We start from the raw sequence: 19,327 nt of genomic DNA, 5'->3' as shown, positions 1-19,327 counted from the left end.
CGCGGCCCACCGACGTTCCCCGATTTTGGTAACAAGGTCGTCGCAGAACAGTCCGCCCAACATGACGAAGAAGGCGGGGGCCGAGATCCGGCGATGCCGTTCCCGACCACCAGCGCCACGCCAAGATCGCTAGCGGAACAAGCGCGACGATCCCTACCGCTTGCCGTAAGCGGATCGGAACCTCGTAGCGAAGCGCGATGAGCGACAGCAGCGCGATCGCCCATGTCGATCCGGCGAGCACCCAAAGCATCACGCGGTCTCCTGACCGGAAGACGAGCGGCTAGTCCCCCCGCTTCTTCCACGCCTGCCACAGCATCATACCGATCAGCGTGCCGCCGGCAACGGTGCCGCCGACCGCGACCGCCGTCATGACCGGCGACAGCGTATGGTCGGCGCGGTGGAGATGCGGGCGGTGCTTCTTCAGCTTTTTGAGCAGCGGTGTACGCTGTGACAGCCCCTCGAACATCTCGCCCGGACCTTCGGGATCGAGGATCTTGTTGTCCGCCAGCCATTCGGTGACCGCACTCAGGTCCGGCACTTCATAGGGGCGCAGCGAGCGGCCTTCGCCGCGCAGTTCCTCGATCGTCGCGATCAGCGAACCGGTGCGCTCCAGCGTGGCCTCGATCGTCTTGCAATCGGTGCCGAGATGTTCGGCGAGCAAGGAGTCGCGGATGCCGGCGATGGTGCGGCGTTCGTTGGCGTTGACGTGGCGGGTGGCATCGACGGTGACGTCGCATTCGGTGTCGAGGCGCAGCGAGCGGTTGTTGAAGTTGGACGAGCCGACGCGCAGTAGCTGGTCGTCGATCACCGTCACCTTGGCATGGACATATATGGCGGTGCCGCCGGCGGTGAAGGGGTGGTAGATGCGCAGCCGGTCGTGGCGGTCGCGTTCCTTCAATGCCTGAAACAGCCGGGCGCGCGCCGAATCCATCGCGACGGGTTCGAGCCAGCCTTCGGCGGTGGTCGGGTTAACGATCACGACCTCGGGACCATCGGCTTCTTCCAGCCGCCGGGCGATCGCTTCCGCGACCTTGCGCGAGGCGAAATACTGGCTTTCGGCGTAGAAGAACCGTTCGGCGCGGGCGATCAGGTCGAGATAGAGCGTCTCGATCTCGTGCACCGGTTCCTGTTCGGCCATTTCGGGAATGGTGCGGGCGATGGCGACGTCGATTTCGCTGAAGTCGGCGTCGAGCCCGGTCGGCCAGCAATCGCCGGTGCCGGTCGGCGCGGGCAGGGCATCGCCCCCCGACACCGCCCAGCGGTGCCGGCACATGTCGCCCAGCGCGGCGGCGATCGGCCCTTCGAGCGCCGTCGTGACGTCGTGCCATGGCTGATAGGGGGTGCCGTCGGGTTCGAGGCGGCGGGGATCGTTGTCGAGGTGCTCGCGCGTGTCCCACCGGTCGACGGTCATGTCGATGCCGCCGCAAAAGGCGACGCTGTCGTCGATCACCACGACCTTTTGATGATGCGATCCGGCGATCGGGTGATGCCCGTCGAGGCGCATATGGACCTGCGGATCGGCGATCCATTTGGCAATGCGCACCAGAGTGCGACCATGGAACAGCGTCTTGATCGCGCCGGTGTCCCAGCGCAGAATATGGATTTGCAGCCCCGGCGTCCGGCGGACCAGCCAGCTGATGAATTCGCCGACCTTTTCCGGGCCTTCGCTGTCGGGATCGGTCTTGAACCGGATGCGCGCGTCGAAGTCCCAGCCGATCAGCAGGATCTGCTTCTTTGCCTTCAGCATCGCGTCGCGGGCGTGGGTGAAATAATTGTCGGCATCGACCAGCACGGTCGCGCGGGTCGCGCGCTCGATCCGCCAGCAATTGCGGCCGGGTTCGAGCGGAGGGGTGTGAAGAGCCATGCGCCCGCCATGGCATCCTATCGTGACGGTTCCAAGCGTTAGCGGCGGTTCGTGCGGTGGGACACGGCCAAAGGTCACAAAGGTCACACTCGTGCGCGGTTCGTGGCGCGCGGGGGCGGACGCGGGTTGGAGCGGGCGGCGGGCGGACGATGGGAAAGAGCGGGAGAGCGATGCTGGCAGGGCGGGGGCATGTAGGAAAGGGCGGATGTTGGTGCGCTTGCCTTCGTTCCCGTGAGGGTGAGGGCTCCTATACGCTTGGGTTCGAGCTGGAGGCGCTAGGGTTGCGTTTATGGATTACCGCCTTCGCGGGAAGGACGATGGGGGGCGTCGATCTGTCGTCACTCCGGGTCAAGCCGAGACCTTAGCGAAACTCCTCTGACCGTACCCCGGCGAAGGCCGGGGCCTAGTTGGGGGACGTTCGTACATTACGGAAAAACCTTCCCAACTGGACTCCGGCCTTCGCCGGGGTACGGCTCGGTTTGGTTTGGCGCGCGGCTTTCGCAGAGGTCTCGGGTGAGGCGGTGGGGAGGTGGTTACAGGATGTCGTGCACCCGCTCCGGCGGACGGGCGATGACGACGCCCTTGGACGTTTCGACGATCGGGCGTTCGATCAGGATGGGGTGCTCGGCCATCGCGTCGAGAATGGCGGTGTCGGTGGCGTTCTTCAGCGGTCCGGCTTCGGGTTCGCCGGTGCGCAGGGTTTGGCGGGGGGTAAGGTTGGCGCGGTGGAACAGGTCGGCCAGTTGCGCGCGCGTCGGCGGGGTTTTCAGATATTCGATGACGGTGACGTCGGTGCCGGCTTCGGTCAGGAACGTCAGGGCTGCGCGGGACTTCGAGCAGCGGGGGTTGTGGTAGATCGTGGCTTTCATGCTTTCCTCCCCAGATGGTGGGGAGGGGGGCGTCAGTGTAGCCGGTGGCGGAGGGGGCTGGCCCGCTTCACCACGGTTGCGTCCGTGGACACCCCCCTCCACCATGCTGCGCATGGTCCCCCTCCCCGTGCCGGGGAGGATTTTGGCGTCATCCTCCCCGCGGGCGGGGAGGATTTTACGTCAGTCGTTCTTTGCCAGCCATTCTTCGAGCCACTTGATCGTATAGTCGCCCTGCTGGAATTCGGGGTCGTCGAGCAGCGCCTGATGTAGCGGGATGGTGGTCTTCATCCCCTCGATCACGAATTCCTCCAGCGCGCGGCGCAGGCGCATCAGGCAGCGTTCGCGGGTGGTGCCATAGACGATCAGCTTGGCGATCATGCTGTCGTAATAAGGCGGTACCTTGTAGCCCGCATACAGCCCACTATCGACGCGGACGTGCATGCCGCCGGGGGCGTGGAAATGCTTCACCGTGCCGGGCGACGGCGCGAAGGTGCGCGGGTCCTCGGCATTGATGCGGCATTCGATCGCGTGGCCGGTGAAGCGGATCTGTTCCTGGTGGCAGGTCAGACCATGGCCTTCGGCGACGCGAATCTGTTCGCGAACCAGGTCGAGGCCGGTAATCATCTCGGTCACCGGATGTTCGACCTGCAGGCGGGTGTTCATTTCGATGAAATAGAACTCGCCGTCTTCCCACAGGAATTCGATCGTACCCGCGCCGCGATAACCCATATCGGCCATCGCCTTCGCGCAGATATTCCCCATCCGGTCGCGGTCGGCCTGTCCGAGGACGGGCGAGGGCGCTTCCTCCAGCACCTTCTGGTGACGGCGTTGCAGCGAGCAGTCGCGCTCGCCCAGATGGATGGCATGGCCGTTGCCGTCGCCGAACACCTGGAACTCGATATGGCGCGGGTTGCCGAGATATTTCTCCATATAGACGGTGGCGTCGCCGAATGCCGCCTTCGCTTCGCTGCCCGCCTGCTGCATCAGCGTTTCGAGGCTGTCCTCGCTGGCGCAGACCTTCATGCCGCGCCCGCCGCCGCCCGATGCGGCCTTGATGATGACCGGATAGCCGATCGACGCGGCGATCGCCTTGGCCTCGTCGACGTCCGCGATCGGGCCGTCGGAGCCGGGGACGAGGGGCAGGCCGAGCTTGCCGGCGGTCCGCTTCGCCTCGACCTTGTCGCCCATCACCCGGATATGTTCGGGCTTCGGCCCCACGAAGATCAGGTTGTGCAGCTCGACGATCTCGGCGAACTTGGCGTTTTCCGACAGGAAGCCATAGCCCGGATGGATCGCGTCCGCGCCGCTGATCTCGGCGGCCGAGATGATGTTGGGGATGTTGAGATAGCTGTCGGTCGCCGCCGGCGGTCCGATGCAGATGGCTTCGTCGGCGAGGCGGACATGCATCGCATCGGCATCGGCGGTCGAATGGACCGCGACCGTCCTGATGCCCATTTCATGGCACGCGCGGTGGATGCGGAGCGCGATCTCGCCGCGGTTGGCGATCAGCAGTTTCTTGATTTCGGGCATGTTATTCCACGACCACCAGCGGCTGGTCGAATTCGACCGGCTGGCCGTTCGACACGAGGACCTGCGTCACGGTGCCGGCGGCGGGGGCGACGATCGGGTTCATGACCTTCATCGCTTCGATGATGACCAGCGTATCGCCGGCCGCGACCTTTTGCCCGACCGCGATGAACGGCTTCGCATCGGGATTGGCGGCGAGATAGACGGTGCCGACCATCGGCGAGGTGACCGGCGGCACGGCGCTGATCGGTTGGGCGGCGGCGCCGGCCTCGATCGTGGTCGTCGCGGCGCTGGCAAGCTGCGGCGCGGGTTGCGGTGCATAGGCCGGGGCATAGGTCGCCTGTGCGACCGGCGCGGGCTTGCGCACCACGCGGACCTTGCGCGCGCCGTCCTCCACCTCGACCTCGGTCAGGTCGGTTTCGTCGAGCACCTGCGCCAGCGCGCGGACGAGGTCGATGTCGACGCGCATCGCGTGGCTGGTGAACGGCGTTCCTTCGCCCTGATTGTCGTCTGCCATGGTAACCCCCAATGGTGTATTCTTATAGAAACCGCGCCCTTGTCAGATGCGGGCGGCCGCTTCAAGCGCGACCAGATAGGACAGCGCGCCGAACCCGGCCACCGTGCCGCGTGCGGCACGGCCGACGAAGCTGACGTGGCGAAAATCCTCGCGGCTATGCGGATTGGACAGATGGACCTCGATCACCGGGGTCTTCACCGCCTTGATCGCGTCGTGGAGCGCGATCGAACTATGGGTATAGGCACCGGCGTTGAGCAGCACCGCCTTGGCACCCTCCGCCTGTGCCTCGTGCAGCCAGTCGACCAGATGCCCTTCGTGGTTCGACTGGCGCAGGTCGATCTGCAACCCCAGTTCGCGGGCGCGATCCTCGAGCATCCCGGCGATGTCGTCGAGCGTGTCCGACCCGTAGATGTCGGGTTCGCGCAGGCCCAGCAGGTTCAGGTTCGGGCCGTTGAGGACGAAGACGGTGGCAGACAAGGCGGTGCTTTCGGTTGCGGGGGCTTGTCCGCCCTCCCTATATGCAGCGCACCATAGCCGGACCGGGCCCGGTAAGTCGAGAGAACGGCGCGCCCGCAGGAGACGACATGCATAGCGACGGCACCATCAGCATCACGGTCAACGGCGATCACATGCGGGTTCGCGACGGGCTGACCATCGCCGAGCTGGCCGCGCAGATCGGGCTGGTCGCCGAAAAGGTGGCGGTCGAGCGCAATCTGGAGGTCGTGCCGCGTTCGACGCTGAAGGACGTGAAGGTCGAGGATGGCGACGAGCTGGAGATCGTGCATTTCGTCGGCGGCGGCGATCATGTCGCGCGGAAGGATGCCGATACGTGGAGCGTGGCGGGGCGGACGTTCCGGTCGCGGTTGATCGTCGGCACCGGCAAGTACAAGGATTTCGAACAGAATGCCGCCGCCGTCGCGGCATCGGGCGCGGAGATCGTCACGGTCGCGGTGCGCCGGGTGAACGTCAGCGACCCCAAGGCACCGATGCTGACCGATTATATCGATCCGAAAAAGGTCACGTACCTGCCCAACACCGCCGGCTGCTTCGACGCCGACAGCGCGATCCGTACGCTGCGGCTGGCGCGCGAGGCGGGCGGCTGGGACCTGGTCAAGCTGGAGGTGCTGGGCGAGGCACGGACGCTGTATCCCGACATGGTCGAGACGCTGCGCGCGACCGAGGTGCTGGCCAAGGAGGGTTTCCTGCCGATGGTCTATTGCGTCGACGATCCGATCGCGGCCAAGCGGCTGGAGGATGCGGGCGCGGTCGCGATCATGCCGCTGGGCGCGCCGATCGGGTCGGGGCTGGGCATCCAGAACCTCGTGACGATCCGCCTGATCGTCGAGGGGGCGAAGGTGCCGGTGCTGGTCGATGCCGGTGTCGGACAGGCGTCCGATGCGGCGGTGGCGATGGAGCTGGGCTGCGACGGTGTGCTGATGAACACCGCCATCGCCGAGGCCAGGGACCCGGTGCTGATGGCCCGCGCGATGAAGGCCGCGGTCGAGGCGGGGCGCATGGGTTATCTGGCGGGCCGGATGCAGCGGCGGCGCTATGCCGATCCGTCGAGCCCGCTGGCGGGCCTGATATGAAGTAAGTTTAATGGAACCGGTGGGTGCGGTTGCGCTTTGTATAATCGCAATCCAACGAGGGAAACCTCGCCAACCTACAGGAGCCTTTCATGGGTGAACTCACCGACAAGCTGGCCGCCGCCGGCAACAAGATCGCCGGGAACGTCAAGGAAGCCGTAGGCAAGGCGACCGACAACGAGCGTCTGGAAGCCGAAGGCGAGGCCCAGCAGGCCAAGGGCACCGGACAGGACGTCAAGGGCAGCGTCAAGGGCGCGCTCGGCGACAAGATCTGAGCCGATCCGCACTGCGTACCGCCGGGTAGTTGGCGGATGGTGCGACAGGGCCGCTCCGGGAAACCGGGGCGGCTCTTTTCGTTTTCGGAGGCGTCGGGTTGCGGCAGGCCGCGCGTTGCGGGTCGGCCGCGGACGCGATAGGAACGGGGATGGCCAGAGCGGATCGACTTGCCCGTACCGAAACGTTGCGCGTCGAGCGCGAGAGCGACTATCGCGATGCGCTGATCGCGGCGCTGACGGCGGCGGCGTTGGGCAGGCAGGGGCTGTTCGATCACAACCGCGATCGCCGTACCCGCGCGGCGATCGCCCCGGTCGTCGACGAACTGGTCCAGATCGGCGAGGAGATCGACGCGATGCGCGAGCAGTTGGGGATGCCGCCCTTCGCCTTGTACCACGCATTCCTGAAATCGCGCGGGCCCGTCGGGCCGCAGGCGGTGGGCGAGCGCAAGCAGGCGCAGGCGTGGCTGGACCGGCTGGCGGCGGATGTGGAGTAGCGCCGGGGCGGTGTGATCGAACGGTTCGATCGGAATTGCTGCCCGACGCGGGTCCGGGTGGGCCGACAGAGGTTCATGACCGTCAGGCCGGATGTGTTCGCGATCCCTGCAAAGGTCGCGATCGCTGATCCATCAGCGTACCCTCGCGCAGGCGGGGGGCCAGTGTCACAAGCGCAAGTGGTTGTTTCGCTTGGCTCTGGACCCCCGCCTGCGCGGGGGTACGGGGGGGGGCGCCTCGACGCGCGACGGTTGCAGAGGTCTCGAACTAGGGCCGATCGACCTTCAGCGATAACCACGGAATTTCGTCATTCCCGCGCAGGCGGGAATCCATAAACGCCAACGGTTCGGCTCGATCCGCGACGCTGGCGTATATGGACTCCCGCCTGCGCGGGAGTGACGAAAGGGGATGGAACGCTATTCCTTACGCGCAGCGAACTGAATGTCGATCCCGCATGGTCCGGGGTACCGCAGCGGGCGAGGTTAACGATTGCGGATGGCGGCGATCGTCGTGCTGTGGGTGATGATCTCGATCTCGGTCTTGCAGTGGAGCAGGCGGACACCGGTCCGCGCCAGCGCGCGGTCGAGGGCGGGGGCGAATTGGTCGGTCGTCTCGACGGTTTCGGACCACGCGCCATAGGCACGGGCCAGCGCCGCGAAGTCGGGGTTGTGAAGCGCGGTGCCGCTGAGGCGTGCGGGATATTCGCGTTCCTGATGCATGCGGATCGTGCCGTAGCCGCCATTGTCGACGAGGATGACGAGCAGGTTTGCTTGCGTCTGGACGGCGGTGGCGAGTTCCTGTCCGTTCATCAGGAAGTCGCCGTCGCCGGCAATCGCGACCGCCAGTTTGTCGGGTTCGCGCAAGGCGGCGGCGACGGCGGCGGGGACGCCATAGCCCATCGCGCCGCAGGTCGGGGCGAGCTGCGTGCCCGACCAGCCATAGTGCCAGTAGCGATGCCACCAGCCCGAGAAATTGCCTGCGCCGTTGCAGATGATCGTGTCGTGGCCGGAGAGGCGCTCGCGCATCGCCGCGACGCATTGGCCGAGGTCGAGGGTCACGTCGCGGGGGGCGGGGGTCGACCATGCCAGCCATTCGGCATGGGCTTCGGCAGCGGCGGGCGCGGGTTGCGCCGGCGGTTCGGCTTGGGTCAGCATGTCGGCGAAGGCGAACGGGTCGGCGACGATGGCGAGGTCGGCGCGGTAGACACGGTCGAGCTCGGCCGGGTCGGGGTGGACGTGAATCAGCGTCTGGCCGGGATGGTCGGGGGTCACCAGCGTATAGCCGTCGGTGGTGGCTTCGCCGAGGCGGGCACCGACGACCAGCAGCAGGTCGGCGGATTTGATGCGCTGGACCAGCTTGGGCGAGGGGCCGTAGCCGAGATTGCCGGCCCATGCGCGGGTGTCGTTGGCGATGGCGTCCTGTCGGCGGAAGGCGCCGGCGACGGGGATGCCCCATTGCTTGGCGAAGGCGGCAAAGGCGGCACCGGTCGCCTTGTCCCAGCCGGCACCGCCGACGATCGCGACCGGACGTTCGGCCCGGCGCAATCGGTCGAGCAGGTCACCGAAGTTGGCGGGGTCGAGCATCGTTTCGAGTTTCGCTAGCGGCGGGCGGTCGACCGCCACCGCTTCCTCGACCAGCATGTCTTCGGGCAGCGCGATCACCACGGGCCCCGGACGGCCGGAAGTGGCGGTGCGCCACGCGCGGGCGATATATTCGGGGATGCGCGCGGGATCGTCGATGCGCAGCACCAGCTTGGCGAGCGGGGCGAACATCGTCAGGAAATCGACCTCCTGAAATCCTTCGCGGTCGCGCATTCCGCGATCGACGTCGCCGATGAACAGCAGCATCGGAATCGAATCCTGCATCGCGACATGCACGCCGATCGACGCGTTGGTGGCACCGGGGCCGCGCGTGACGAACGCGACGCCCGGCCGGCCGGTCAGCACCGCATCGGCACAGGCCATGAAGCCGACCCCGCCCTCCTGCCGGCAGGTGACCAGATCGATCGCGGGCGTGTCGTGCAGCGCGTCGAGGACCGCGAGGAAACTTTCGCCGGGGACGTGGAAGATGCGGTCGCAGCCATAAGTGACAAGGGCATCGACGAGGATGCGGCCGCCGGGTCGTGGAGTTGTCATGGCCCCACGCTATCGCGGGCCACCGGTCGACGCCAGAGCGGGCGGCGAAGTTGAAGGGCGGTTCAGGTTCTTGACCCGCCCGGTCGACCCTGCGACATCGGCGACGCGACCAGTTGGGAGAGAGCGAGTGAACAAGCTGTACCCGAGTGCCGAGGCGGCGCTGGAGGGATTGCTCCACGACGGGATGACGATCTGCGCGGGCGGGTTCGGCCTGTGCGGCATTCCCGAACGGCTGATCGACGCGATTCAGGCGTCGGGCGTCCAGAAGCTGACCATCGCCAGCAACAATGCCGGAATCGACGGACAGGGTCTGGGCAAGCTGTTGCGCAGCCGGCAGGTCGCCAAGATGATTTCGAGCTATGTCGGTGAGAACAAGGAGTTCGAACGGCAGTATCTGTCGGGCGAGCTGGAGGTCGAATTCTGTCCGCAGGGGACGCTGGCCGAACGTTGTCGCGCGGGCGGGGCGGGTATTCCGGGATTTTATACCAAGACCGGGGTCGGCACGCTGATCGCCGAAGGCAAGGAAGTGAAGCAGTTCGACGGCGAGGATTATATCCTCGAACGCGGTATTCGCGCCGACCTGTCGATCATCAAGGGGTGGAAAGCCGACGAGGCCGGCAACCTGATCTTTCGCAAGACCGCGCGCAATTTCAACCAGCCGATGGCGACCGCCGCCAATTTCTGCGTGGCCGAAGTCGAGGAAGTCGTGCCGGTCGGGTCGCTCGACCCCGATGCGATCCATTTGCCGGGCATCTATGTGAAGCGGATGATCGTCGGCGCGCCCTATGACAAGCAGATCGAATTCCGCACGGTGCGGGAGCGGGTCTGATGGGGTTGTGGTCTTTCCGTATTCCCGCGAAGGTGGGAATCCAGGATTGCGGGTCACTGCCGGCGGTACCTTTGGCTCTGGATCCCCGCCTCCGCGGGGATACGGGTGGGGGCGGGGCACTCGCCCTCTCACTGCGTCACCCCGGACTTGATCCGGGGTCCCGCTACTCTCCCGCTGTGGAAGAAGAAGCGGGACCCCGGATCAAGTCCGGGGTGACGAGTGTGGTGAGCCGCGCGCTTACCCTCGGTTTCGCTGCCTTCGCGCTGTCGGGCTGCGTCGTTGCGGTGGGCAACCAGTCCGCCGCGCCGGTCGCGCTGGCGACCGTGTCGGGCGTGCCGGCGGGGATGCAGTATCTCTATGGGTCGGGGGAGGCGGCGGCGGCTAGCCGGCAGGCCTATGCCGGGCTGGTCCGCTATGTGAACCAGTATCTGCGCGACCGGACGACGCTCCGGCGGATGCCGTTGTCGGCGGTCCTTGCCGCCAATGCGACGCTCGCGCAGCCGGCGCAGTGGCCCTGCACCGGCAAGCCGGCGGTCGTGTTCGATGTCGACGAAACCGTGCTGCTGAACACCGGGTATGAATATTCGGATGCGCGCGGCGGCCTTGGCTATGATGCCGCGCGCTGGGAACGGTGGGAGCGATCGGACGGGCGCGCGACCCGCGCCGTGCCGGGCGCGGTCGAAGGGCTGGCGGCACTGCGCGCGGCGGGGGTGACCGTGGTGTTCAACACCAACCGCAACGCCGCGACCGCCGAGTTCACCGAAGGCGTGCTGAACCGCGCGGGCCTCGGCCCCGCCAAGCACGGCGAGACGCTGTTCCTGAAGGGGGACGCGCCGGGCGGGTCGGGCAAGGATGCGCGGCGGGCGCTGATCGCCAGCCGATACTGCGTCGTGGCGCTGGTCGGCGATCAGCTGGGCGATTTTAGCGACCTGTTCAACACCGGGCTGAAACCGGTCGAGCGTCGCGCCGCCGCCGATTCGCCGGCCATCGCCCCGCTATGGGGCAATGGCTGGTTCGTGCTGCCCAACCCGGTCTATGGCACCGCGCTGGCCGGTGATTTCGACGATGTTTTCCCCAATGATCTGCGCTGGACCGATCCCGGCGCGCGCAAGGAGTAACCGCATGGCCTGGACCCGCGATGAAATGGCGGCGCGTGCCGCGCGCGAGCTGAAGGACGGATTCTACGTCAATCTGGGGATCGGCATCCCGACGCTGGTCGCGAATCACATCCCGGATGGCGTCGAGGTGACGTTGCAGTCGGAAAACGGCATGCTGGGCATCGGCCCGTTCCCCTATGCCGGCGAGGAGGACCCCGACCTGATCAACGCCGGCAAGCAGACGATCAGCGAATTGCCGCAATCGGCCTATTTCAGCAGCGCCGACAGCTTCGCGATGATCCGCGGCGGGCATATCGACCTGACCGTGCTGGGCGCGATGGAGGTGTCGGAAGCCGGCGACATCGCCAACTGGATGATTCCGGGCAAGATGGTGAAGGGCATGGGCGGGGCCATGGATCTGGTCGCCGGGGTCAAGAAGATCATCGTCGTGATGGAACACACGTCCAAGAACGGCGATCCGAAGTTCATCCCCGAATGCACCCTGCCGCTGACCGGGCGCAACGTGGTGGACATGATCGTCACCGATCTGGCGGTGTTCCAGCGGGCCGACCATGACAGCCCGTTCCGGCTGATCGAATGTGCACCGGGGGTGAGCGCGGACGAGGTTCGGGCGAAGACGACGGCCGCGTACGAGGGGTAGCCTCGCCTCGCCACGGACGTCCTTTGCGGGAAGGCTGGGGTGACGTTCGCGGTGGGCGCTGGGTAAGAAGAGGGGTTTCACGCGGAGGCGCGGAGACGCGGAGGAAGAAGTAGCAGAATTCGTTCGCGCAGAAGCGCGAAGGGCGCAAAGCACTGCGTTTGCGATAAAGTCCGCCGCGACAACGGCGTTCGGTGCTTGCGGCAAAAGGAAGAGAGGCTTCGCCGGACAGGTGGTGACCGCCACGTCCCCAACCTCTCTGCGTCCTCTGCGCCTTTGCGCGAATTCTCTTTTCTCCCTTCGCGTCTTCGCGCCTTCGCGTGAACCAACCTTTTCCTACTGTTCCACAGGCTCGATGCGCCCTTATGCAGTCCGGGGATATCGGTAATAAAATGTCGTGCGGCCTTTTGTTGACGACTATTTTCGGTTAACGCGCGGCCATGAGCAACCGTCCGCAAACCCTGTACGAGAAGATCTGGGACGACCATGTCGTTGAACGCCGCGATGACGGCACTTGCCTGATCTATATCGACCGGCATCTCGTCCATGAAGTCACCAGTCCGCAGGCGTTTGCGGGCCTGCGCGCCGCCGGACGGCGGGTGCGGCGGCCCGACCTGACGCTGGCGGTGCCCGATCACAACCTGCCGACGACGGCACGGGTCGACGCACAGGGCAACCGCCTGCCGATCGCCGATCCGGCCAGTGCCAGCCAGCTGGCGGCGCTGGAGAAGAACGCGCCCGAATACGGCATCCGCTATATCGACGCGACGGCGGCGGCGCAGGGCATCGTCCATGTCGTCGGGCCGGAACAGGGCTTTACCCTGCCGGGAACGACGCTGGTGTGCGGCGACAGCCATACCAGCGCGCACGGGGCGCTGGGCGCGCTGGCGTTCGGGATCGGCACCAGCGAGGTCGAACATGTGCTGGCGACGCAGACGCTGTTGCTGCAGCAATCGAAGACGATGGAAATCCGCGTCGACGGGACGCTGGGCTATGGCGTGTCGGCCAAGGACGTCGTGCTGGCGATCATCGGCAAGATCGGCGCGGCGGGCGGCACCGGCTATGTCGTCGAATATACCGGCGAGGTCATTCGCGGCCTGTCGGTCGAGGGGCGGCTGACGATCAGCAACATGTCGATCGAGGGCGGGGCGCGCGCCGGGCTGATCGCGCCCGACGAGACGACCTTCGCGTATCTGAAGGGGCGGCCGATGGCCCCGGCCGGGGCCGATTGGGACCGGGCGGTCGATTACTGGCGGACGCTGCCGACCGACGCCGATGCCCGGTACGATCGCGTTGTCCAGTTGCACGCCAGCGATATCGCACCGTCGCTGACCTGGGGCACGAGCCCCGAGGATGTCGTGCCGATCACCGGCGTGGTGCCGTCGCCCGACAGCTTCGCCGATGCCAGCAAGCGCGTCGCGGCGCAGAAATCGCTCGACTATATGGGGCTGACGCCGGGCACGCGGATGCAGGACGTTCCGGTCAGCTACATCTTCATCGGCAGCTGCACCAACAGCCGGATCGAGGATCTGCGCGCCGCCGCCAGCGTCGTGAAGGGTCGCCATGTCGCGGGCGGGATCAAGCAGGCGCTGGTCGTGCCGGGGTCGGGGCTGGTCAAGCGACAGGCGGAGGCCGAGGGGCTGGACCGGATCTTTACCGAAGCGGGCTTCGAATGGCGCGAACCGGGCTGTTCGATGTGCCTGGCGATGAACCCGGACAAGGTGCCGCCGGGCGAACGCTGCGCTTCCACCAGCAACCGCAATTTCGTAGGGCGGCAGGGACCGGGCGCACGGACGCATCTGTTGTCCCCGGCGATGGCGGCGGCGGCGGCGGTGACCGGGCGGCTGGCCGATGTCCGCGAACTGGTGACGGAGTAAAGCGTATGAAGAAGGTGTTGATGGCGCTGATCGCGGGCGCGGTGCTGAGCGGAGTCGCGGCGGCCTATGCATCGAGCGTGCGGCCGGTGGTGGCCAAGCTGGTCGTGCCGCGCGACGGAGCATAGGATGGAAGCGATCACGCAGGTCGAGGGCGGCGCCTATCCATGGGGTGCCAAGAATATCGACACCGACATCATCATTCCGGCGCACTGGCTGAAGACCACGACGCGTGAGGGGCTGGGCAAGGGCGCGTTCGAGAGCGTGCGGGCGGAAGCCGGCAATATCTTCGACGATCCGCGCTATGCCGGCAGCCCGATCCTGATCGCGGGCGAGAATTTCGGTTGTGGTTCGAGCCGTGAACACGCCGCATGGGCGTTGGGCGACATGGGCGTCAAGGCGGTGATCGCGCCGAGCTTTTCCGACATTTTTTCCGGGAACGCGATCAAGAACGGGATCGTCACCGTCGTGCTGCCGCAAGCGGCGATCGACCGGCTGGTCGACGTGGCGAAGGATCAGCCGATCGCGGTCGATCTGGAGACGATGACCGTCACCACGCCGTATCAGGATCGCTTCGCCTTCGACCTCGATCCGTTTCGTCGCCGGTGCCTGATGGAAGGGCTGGACGAGATCGGCATGACGCTGGCACAAGATACCGCGATTTCGAAATATGAGTCCGGCGTGGCGAATGCCCGACCGTGGCTCAATGGGAGAAGCGGTGATGCGGGCGTTGCTGTCGAAGGAGCCGGGCGGGCCTGATACGCTTGCGATCGGCGAATTGCCGGAGCCGGTGGCGGGCAAGGGGCAGGTCGTCGTCGCCGTCCGCGCCTGTGCCGTCAACTATCCCGACGTCCTGATCATCGAGGATCGCTACCAATTCCGCCCGCCGCGCCCGTTCGCGCCGGGGGGCGAGGTGGCGGGTGTGATCGAGAGCGTCGGCGAGGGTGTCGCGGGTTGGGCGGTCGGCGACCGGGTGATCGCGGTCACCGGCCATGGCGGGATGGTCGGGAAACTGGCGCTGCCCGCCTCCGCGCTTCACCGCTTGCCACCGGACCGCAGTTTCGAAGACGGCGCGGCGCTGTTGCTGACCTATGCCACCGCGATCCACGCGCTGGTCGATCGCGGGCGGATCGCCGCGGGGCAGACGTTGCTGGTGCTGGGGGCTGCGGGCGGGGTCGGGCTGGCGACGATCGAGCTGGGCAAGGCGTTCGGCGCGCGGGTGGTCGCGGCGGTGTCTTCGGAGGAGAAGGCGGCGGCGGCGCGCAGCGCGGGGGCGGACGAGGTCGTCGTCTATCCTCACGCACCGCTCGACAAGGCTGCGTCGAAGGCGCTGGCTGACGCGTTCAAGGTAGCGGTCGGCGGGCAGGGCGCGGACATCGTGTTCGATCCGGTCGGCGGCGACTATGCCGAACCGGCGCTGCGGAGCGTCGGGTGGGAAGGGCGCTATCTGGTCGTCGGGTTCCCGGCGGGGATACCGAGGCTGCCGCTCAATCTCACGCTGCTGAAGAGTTGCGATGTATGCGGCGTCTTCTGGGGCGCGTTCGCGATGCGCGATCCGGCGGCGAATGCGGCGCATGTGGCGACGCTGTTCCGGTTATGGGACGAGGGGGCGATCGCACCGAAGGTTACGGGCGTGTTTCCGCTGGAGCGCGGGGGTGAGGCGATCGCTGCACTGGCGGCGCGTCGGGTCGTCGGGAAGCTCGTGGTGGTGCCGTAGATTGGGTTCACGCGGCGGCGCGGAGTAGAAGAAGGTGTTTTTTCGCGCAGAGGCGCAAAGGCGCAGAGGGGTTGGGGGCGCGATGATCGCAGCATGTCTGGCGAGGCCTCTCGCCCTGTTGCCCTGAAAGCCAAAGGCCGCTGGCGCGGCGGGTGATCGCGACAATGGCCATCCCTTTGCGTCCTTTGCGCCTCTGCGCGCATTGATCTCCTTCCTCCGCGCCTCCGCGTGAATCCCTTCTGTTCACCGAGCAGCGCCCCGAAACGCGACGCCGTTGCGCGGAACCCGGCTGCGTCCTATCTCGCGAGGGAGGGACCATTAGGGGATTGCCATGACGACGTTCGACGACCGGGAGCGCGCTTTCGAAGCCAAATTCGCCCGTGACGGGGAAATGGCGTTTCGCGTGACCGCGCGGCGTAACAAGCTGGTCGGCCAATGGGCCGCCGAACGCATGGAACTGACCCCGGCCGAAACCGATGCGTATGCGACGTCGGTGGTGCAGGCCGATTTCGAGGAAGTCGGCGACGAGGACGTGATCCGCAAGCTGATATCCGATCTGGCCGCCGCCGGAGTCGATTGCGGCGAGTCGGACATTCGCCAGGCGATGGCCGATTGCGCGGTCGAAGCCCGCCGGCAGCTGCTGGAGAGCATGTAATGCCGATGGAGGCACAGGCGATCGAGGCGCTGATCGTCGCCGCCATCCCCGATGCGGTGGTCGAGATCACCGATCTGGCAGGCGATGGCGACCATTATGCGGCACGGGTCGTGTCGGAGAGTTTCCGTGGGAAACCGCGTATCGCACAGCAACGCGCGGTCTATGCCGCGCTGGGCGAGCGGATGGGCGGCGAACTGCACGCATTGCAACTGACGACCGGCGTCCCCACTCCACAGGCATGACGCGCCCGCCGGGCGACGAGAAGGATATGACGATGACCGACGATACCAACGCCCGCATCGATGCGGTGGTGCAGAGCAACCCGGTGGTGCTGTTCATGAAGGGTAGCCCGCTGTTCCCGCAGTGCGGCTTTTCGAGCCGGGCCGTGGCGATCCTGAACCACCTGAACACCCAGTTCGAAAGCGTCGACGTGTTGCAGGATCAGGGCATCCGGCAGGGCATCAAGGCCTATTCGGACTGGCCGACCATCCCGCAGTTGTACGTCAATGGCGAGTTTGTCGGCGGGTCGGACATCATGATGGAGATGTACGAGAGCGGCGAGCTGGCCGAATTGCTGGGCGGCGACAAGGCGGCTTAAGCGACGCCTTCCGGTTCCGGGCAGTAGCGCGGCTTCGCGTGGTGCCGCATGAACAAACAGGCCCGGCCGCATGGCGATGCGGTCGGGCCTGTTCGTGTCGAGTTGGCTTATCGTTCGGCGCGGTCGCGTTCGACCATCCGTTCGATCGGCATGTCGCCGATCGGGCCGGGCGACTGGTCGCGCGGCTGATGGGCGAAGAGCCAGCGACCGGCGATACCGGCGACGACCGAACCGGCCAGCGGGGCGACCCAGAACAGCCAGAGCTGCGACAGGGCCCAGCCGCCGACGAACAGTGCCGGACCGGTGCTGCGCGCCGGATTGACCGAGGTATTGGTCACGGGAATCGAAATCAGGTGGATCAGCGTCAGCGCCAGACCGATCGCCAAGGGAGCGAACGGGGCCGCCGATCGCGCGTCGGTCGCGCCGATGATGACCAGCAGGAAGCCGGCGGTCAGCAACGCTTCGATGACGAACGCGCTGGTCATCGAATAACTGCCGGGCGAGTGCGCGCCATAGCCATTGGCCGCAAGACCGCTGGACACGAGGTCGAAGCCGGGCTGCCCCGCCGCGATCAGCGCCACGACGCCGGCCCCCAGCGTCGCACCGATCAGCTGCGCGACGATGTAGAGCGGCAGGTCGCGCGCCGGGAAGCGGCCGGCAACGGCGAGCCCGACGCTGACCGCCGGATTGAAATGGCCGCCGGAAATGAAGCCGACCGCAAACGCCATGGTGAAGACGGTCAGGCCGAACGCGAGCGAGACGCCGAGCAGTCCGATCGATCCGGGCACGTTGCTGCCCGCGGCGAGGACGGCGGCACCGCAGCCGCCGACGACCAGCCAGAAGGTGCCGAACGCTTCGGCGGCGAGCCGCCGGGCGGCGGCGACAGGACGGGGACGGATGCCGATATCGTCGGTCATGTCATGTGTCCTTACAGTGCGATGATGGCGATGGCAGGCGGGCGGGGTGTCGCTGCGACCCCCCGCCCTTCCCGGTTATTTGCCGCGCAGGGTGTTGATGAGCGCGATGCCGAGCACGCCGCCCAGTGCCGCCGAGGCGAACGGGCGTTCGCGGACGAACTGGCGGACATAGTCGATCACCGGGCGGATCGTATCCTCGACCACGTCCTTCGCTTCGCCATAGGTCTGCTGGACCTTGCCGCCGAGCTGGTCGGCCTTGCCCTGGCTCTGCAACGTCTTGTCGCCGGTGGCGGCGCCGATGCCTTCCTTCAGCTTGCCGCCAAGGTCGGTCGCGGTTCCGGTCAGGGTGTCGGTGTTCATAGGTCGTCTCCTTGATTGAAGCGGTTGGAATAGTCCGGGCGCTCGCCGGTCGCGGCCGGATCGGCCGGACGGGCGGTGTCGCGGGCGGATTTGTCGTCCCGGTCGAGCAGCCGGGCGACGGCGCGGCGGGCCGGTTCGCGTCCGCCGAGACCGAAGGCGAGGGCGAAGGCGACCGCGACCGCACCGAACAGCAGGCCGAACGCCATGTTGATGATGTCGTCGGCCAGCCCCATGAAGCGCAGGCCGATCGCGGTGCCCAGCACGATGATCGCGACCCGGACGACCGGAGCAGCGGCACGCGCGCCCCCGTCGCCGCTGCGTTCGATCGCATGGCCGATCAGACGGGCGATGACGACCGCGGCAAAGATGATGACCGATCCGAACACGACCTGTCCGAACAGCGTCAGCACTTCGGCCATGATCTGCGAACCATAGTCGAAGCTGAGCTGGCGGAACGCCTCCATCAACCCGAAGATCAGCACGGCGACGAAGACGCCGTTGCCGACCAGCTTCGATGGCCGGAACCCGGCAGTGCTGCCCGCCGACTCGCTGGTCGCCTGCTGCCACAGCCCGGTCGCGCCGATCGCGCGGTCGAAGCCGGTGGTGCCAAGGAACTGGGTCAGCAGGCGCTGGGCGAACTTGCCGATCGCATAGGCGACGGCGAGGATCAGTGCGGCGGCGATGACATGCGGGATGGCGTCGAGGATGATGCGCAGCATCGCCGTCGCCGGTTGCGAGATCGCGGCGATGTTCAGCGTATCGAGCGCGGCGATCGCCACCGGAATGATGATGAGCGCGAAGACGATCGCACCCAGCGTCCGGGCGAGCATCGCCGGATCGGCGGGCGTCGCGTCGCCAAGGCGCGACGACAGCCGTTCGACATGGCTGGCGGTCACGATCGCCTCCACGGCCTTGCGCGCGACCTTTGCAAGGACATAGCCGAGGAAGAAGATCAGGCTGGCCCCGATGATGTGCGGTACCGCCTGGCCAAAGCCGCGCAGCATGTCGCCGAGCGGGCCGGTCGCGCCGGTCAGGCCCAGCGGCTGGACGGCGAGGAACAGCGTGACCAGCAGCACGACCCAATAGGCGGCGTCGCCGACCTGTGCGCCGATGCTGTCGGGATGGCGTTCGACATGGCCCGGTTCGTTGGCGTGACGCGCCAGCGGGGTGCGGTTCACCAGCTTGGCGACACCCCATTTGATGCCGCGCGCGATCAGCCAGCCGATACCGAGGATGACCAGCGCGGCAAGGATGCGCGGACCCCATTGTTCAGCGTAGAAAAGCAGTTGCGAGCCGAATTCGCGGCCGTGCGACACGACGGTGCCGCCCGCATAGGTTACGTCGTTCATGACGATTT

Annotated in this window: 21 protein-coding genes; 12 read left to right on the top strand and 9 right to left on the bottom strand. The window is 66.7% G+C overall.

What is annotated here, in order from left to right; translation table 11 throughout:
- Positions 1–280 precede the first annotated feature (280 nt).
- The 5 genes from ASE70_RS04045 to aroQ all read right to left on the bottom strand — a co-directional run bounded on the left by ASE70_RS04045 (position 281) and on the right by aroQ (position 5,254).
- Positions 281–1,864, bottom strand: a complete 1,584-nt coding sequence (locus tag ASE70_RS04045) for a phospholipase D-like domain-containing protein (protein WP_056501627.1) — start codon at positions 1,862–1,864, stop codon at positions 281–283.
- Positions 1,865–2,397: 533 nt separating this feature from the next.
- Complete coding sequence (arsC, locus tag ASE70_RS04040) at positions 2,398–2,733, bottom strand: arsenate reductase (glutaredoxin) (RefSeq protein ID WP_056501624.1); 336 nt, start codon at positions 2,731–2,733, stop codon at positions 2,398–2,400.
- A gap of 180 nt (positions 2,734–2,913) precedes the next feature.
- Complete coding sequence (gene accC / locus ASE70_RS04035) at positions 2,914–4,263, bottom strand: acetyl-CoA carboxylase biotin carboxylase subunit (protein WP_056501620.1); 1,350 nt, start codon at positions 4,261–4,263, stop codon at positions 2,914–2,916.
- A 1-nt stretch (position 4,264) separates the two neighbouring features.
- A complete protein-coding gene (accB, locus tag ASE70_RS04030) occupies positions 4,265–4,777 on the bottom strand; it encodes an acetyl-CoA carboxylase biotin carboxyl carrier protein (protein ID WP_056501616.1) in 513 nt (170 codons plus the stop codon).
- A gap of 42 nt (positions 4,778–4,819) precedes the next feature.
- On the bottom strand, positions 4,820–5,254 hold the full coding sequence (gene aroQ, locus ASE70_RS04025) for a type II 3-dehydroquinate dehydratase (protein ID WP_056501613.1): 435 nt from the start codon (positions 5,252–5,254) through the stop codon (positions 4,820–4,822).
- A gap of 107 nt (positions 5,255–5,361) precedes the next feature.
- On the opposite strand from aroQ, the gene thiS reads away from it, so the two are divergent.
- From thiS to ASE70_RS04010, 3 genes are all read left to right on the top strand, one after another.
- Positions 5,362–6,366 (top strand): sulfur carrier protein ThiS, encoded by a 1,005-nt coding sequence (thiS, locus tag ASE70_RS04020; protein ID WP_082450641.1) that lies wholly within the window; start codon positions 5,362–5,364, stop codon positions 6,364–6,366.
- Between the two features lie 89 nt (positions 6,367–6,455).
- Positions 6,456–6,638 (top strand): CsbD family protein, encoded by a 183-nt coding sequence (locus tag ASE70_RS04015; protein ID WP_055996560.1) that lies wholly within the window; start codon positions 6,456–6,458, stop codon positions 6,636–6,638.
- Between the two features lie 149 nt (positions 6,639–6,787).
- Complete coding sequence (locus tag ASE70_RS04010) at positions 6,788–7,132, top strand: hypothetical protein (protein ID WP_056501611.1); 345 nt, start codon at positions 6,788–6,790, stop codon at positions 7,130–7,132.
- A 480-nt stretch (positions 7,133–7,612) separates the two neighbouring features.
- Here the strand turns inward: ASE70_RS04010 and ASE70_RS04005 are convergent, their stop codons facing one another.
- Positions 7,613–9,265 (bottom strand): thiamine pyrophosphate-binding protein, encoded by a 1,653-nt coding sequence (locus tag ASE70_RS04005; RefSeq protein WP_056501609.1) that lies wholly within the window; start codon positions 9,263–9,265, stop codon positions 7,613–7,615.
- Positions 9,266–9,392: 127 nt separating this feature from the next.
- On the opposite strand from ASE70_RS04005, the gene ASE70_RS04000 reads away from it, so the two are divergent.
- From ASE70_RS04000 to grxD, 9 genes are all read left to right on the top strand, one after another.
- Positions 9,393–10,094: a CoA transferase subunit A gene (locus tag ASE70_RS04000; protein WP_082450638.1), complete on the top strand. Its 702-nt coding sequence runs from the start codon at positions 9,393–9,395 to the stop codon at positions 10,092–10,094.
- A gap of 224 nt (positions 10,095–10,318) precedes the next feature.
- Positions 10,319–11,212, top strand: coding sequence for a 5'-nucleotidase, lipoprotein e(P4) family (locus ASE70_RS03995; protein ID WP_056501703.1), 894 nt, complete (start codon positions 10,319–10,321; stop codon positions 11,210–11,212).
- Positions 11,213–11,216: 4 nt separating this feature from the next.
- Positions 11,217–11,852 (top strand): CoA transferase subunit B, encoded by a 636-nt coding sequence (locus tag ASE70_RS03990; protein WP_056398418.1) that lies wholly within the window; start codon positions 11,217–11,219, stop codon positions 11,850–11,852.
- Between the two features lie 437 nt (positions 11,853–12,289).
- The gene (leuC, locus tag ASE70_RS03985) at positions 12,290–13,726 is read left to right on the top strand and encodes a 3-isopropylmalate dehydratase large subunit (protein ID WP_056501605.1); all 1,437 of its coding nucleotides are present in this window, start codon (positions 12,290–12,292) and stop codon (positions 13,724–13,726) included.
- Between the two features lie 126 nt (positions 13,727–13,852).
- Complete coding sequence (gene leuD, locus ASE70_RS03980) at positions 13,853–14,482, top strand: 3-isopropylmalate dehydratase small subunit (RefSeq protein ID WP_056501602.1); 630 nt, start codon at positions 13,853–13,855, stop codon at positions 14,480–14,482.
- The gene (locus ASE70_RS03975) at positions 14,445–15,440 is read left to right on the top strand and encodes an NADPH:quinone oxidoreductase family protein (protein ID WP_200925594.1); all 996 of its coding nucleotides are present in this window, start codon (positions 14,445–14,447) and stop codon (positions 15,438–15,440) included. Before leuD ends, ASE70_RS03975 begins: the two co-directional genes overlap by 38 nt.
- 331 nt (positions 15,441–15,771) lie before the next feature.
- Positions 15,772–16,095: a DUF1476 domain-containing protein gene (locus ASE70_RS03970; protein ID WP_056398408.1), complete on the top strand. Its 324-nt coding sequence runs from the start codon at positions 15,772–15,774 to the stop codon at positions 16,093–16,095.
- Entirely contained in the window at positions 16,095–16,337 is a 243-nt protein-coding gene (locus ASE70_RS03965; protein WP_055996542.1) for a BolA/IbaG family iron-sulfur metabolism protein, read from the top strand. Before ASE70_RS03970 ends, ASE70_RS03965 begins: the two co-directional genes overlap by 1 nt.
- Before the next feature lie 32 nt (positions 16,338–16,369).
- Positions 16,370–16,693 (top strand): Grx4 family monothiol glutaredoxin, encoded by a 324-nt coding sequence (gene grxD / locus ASE70_RS03960; protein WP_056398467.1) that lies wholly within the window; start codon positions 16,370–16,372, stop codon positions 16,691–16,693.
- Between the two features lie 107 nt (positions 16,694–16,800).
- On the opposite strand, the gene aqpZ is transcribed toward grxD, so the two are convergent.
- The 3 genes from aqpZ to ASE70_RS03945 form a co-directional block, all read right to left on the bottom strand.
- On the bottom strand, positions 16,801–17,610 hold the full coding sequence (aqpZ, locus tag ASE70_RS03955; RefSeq protein WP_056501601.1) for an aquaporin Z: 810 nt from the start codon (positions 17,608–17,610) through the stop codon (positions 16,801–16,803).
- Positions 17,611–17,685: 75 nt separating this feature from the next.
- A complete protein-coding gene (locus ASE70_RS03950) occupies positions 17,686–17,970 on the bottom strand; it encodes a CsbD family protein (RefSeq protein ID WP_056501598.1) in 285 nt (94 codons plus the stop codon).
- On the bottom strand, positions 17,967–19,319 hold the full coding sequence (locus ASE70_RS03945; RefSeq protein ID WP_056501594.1) for a mechanosensitive ion channel: 1,353 nt from the start codon (positions 19,317–19,319) through the stop codon (positions 17,967–17,969). Before ASE70_RS03945 ends, ASE70_RS03950 begins: the two co-directional genes overlap by 4 nt.
- Positions 19,320–19,327: the final 8 nt, after the last annotated feature.

It is taken from the genome of Sphingomonas sp. Leaf22 (assembly GCF_001421715.1).
Taxonomy (GTDB): domain Bacteria; phylum Pseudomonadota; class Alphaproteobacteria; order Sphingomonadales; family Sphingomonadaceae; genus Sphingomonas.
This window is presented reverse-complemented; position numbering and strand designations above follow the sequence as displayed.

Coding starts and splice junctions, on each gene's coding strand:
- ASE70_RS04045 (WP_056501627.1), bottom strand. CDS start 1,864: ATGGCTCTTCACACCCCTCCGCTCGAACCCGGCCGCAATTGCTGGCGG.
- arsC (WP_056501624.1), bottom strand. CDS start 2,733: ATGAAAGCCACGATCTACCACAACCCCCGCTGCTCGAAGTCCCGCGCA.
- accC (WP_056501620.1), bottom strand. CDS start 4,263: ATGCCCGAAATCAAGAAACTGCTGATCGCCAACCGCGGCGAGATCGCG.
- accB (WP_056501616.1), bottom strand. CDS start 4,777: ATGGCAGACGACAATCAGGGCGAAGGAACGCCGTTCACCAGCCACGCG.
- thiS (WP_082450641.1), top strand. CDS start 5,362: ATGCATAGCGACGGCACCATCAGCATCACGGTCAACGGCGATCACATG.
- ASE70_RS04015 (WP_055996560.1), top strand. CDS start 6,456: ATGGGTGAACTCACCGACAAGCTGGCCGCCGCCGGCAACAAGATCGCC.
- ASE70_RS04010 (WP_056501611.1), top strand. CDS start 6,788: ATGGCCAGAGCGGATCGACTTGCCCGTACCGAAACGTTGCGCGTCGAG.
- ASE70_RS04005 (WP_056501609.1), bottom strand. CDS start 9,265: ATGACAACTCCACGACCCGGCGGCCGCATCCTCGTCGATGCCCTTGTC.
- ASE70_RS03990 (WP_056398418.1), top strand. CDS start 11,217: ATGGCCTGGACCCGCGATGAAATGGCGGCGCGTGCCGCGCGCGAGCTG.
- leuC (WP_056501605.1), top strand. CDS start 12,290: ATGAGCAACCGTCCGCAAACCCTGTACGAGAAGATCTGGGACGACCAT.
- leuD (WP_056501602.1), top strand. CDS start 13,853: ATGGAAGCGATCACGCAGGTCGAGGGCGGCGCCTATCCATGGGGTGCC.
- ASE70_RS03975 (WP_200925594.1), top strand. CDS start 14,445: ATGCGGGCGTTGCTGTCGAAGGAGCCGGGCGGGCCTGATACGCTTGCG.
- ASE70_RS03970 (WP_056398408.1), top strand. CDS start 15,772: ATGACGACGTTCGACGACCGGGAGCGCGCTTTCGAAGCCAAATTCGCC.
- ASE70_RS03965 (WP_055996542.1), top strand. CDS start 16,095: ATGCCGATGGAGGCACAGGCGATCGAGGCGCTGATCGTCGCCGCCATC.
- grxD (WP_056398467.1), top strand. CDS start 16,370: ATGACCGACGATACCAACGCCCGCATCGATGCGGTGGTGCAGAGCAAC.
- aqpZ (WP_056501601.1), bottom strand. CDS start 17,610: ATGACCGACGATATCGGCATCCGTCCCCGTCCTGTCGCCGCCGCCCGG.
- ASE70_RS03950 (WP_056501598.1), bottom strand. CDS start 17,970: ATGAACACCGACACCCTGACCGGAACCGCGACCGACCTTGGCGGCAAG.
- ASE70_RS03945 (WP_056501594.1), bottom strand. CDS start 19,319: ATGAACGACGTAACCTATGCGGGCGGCACCGTCGTGTCGCACGGCCGC.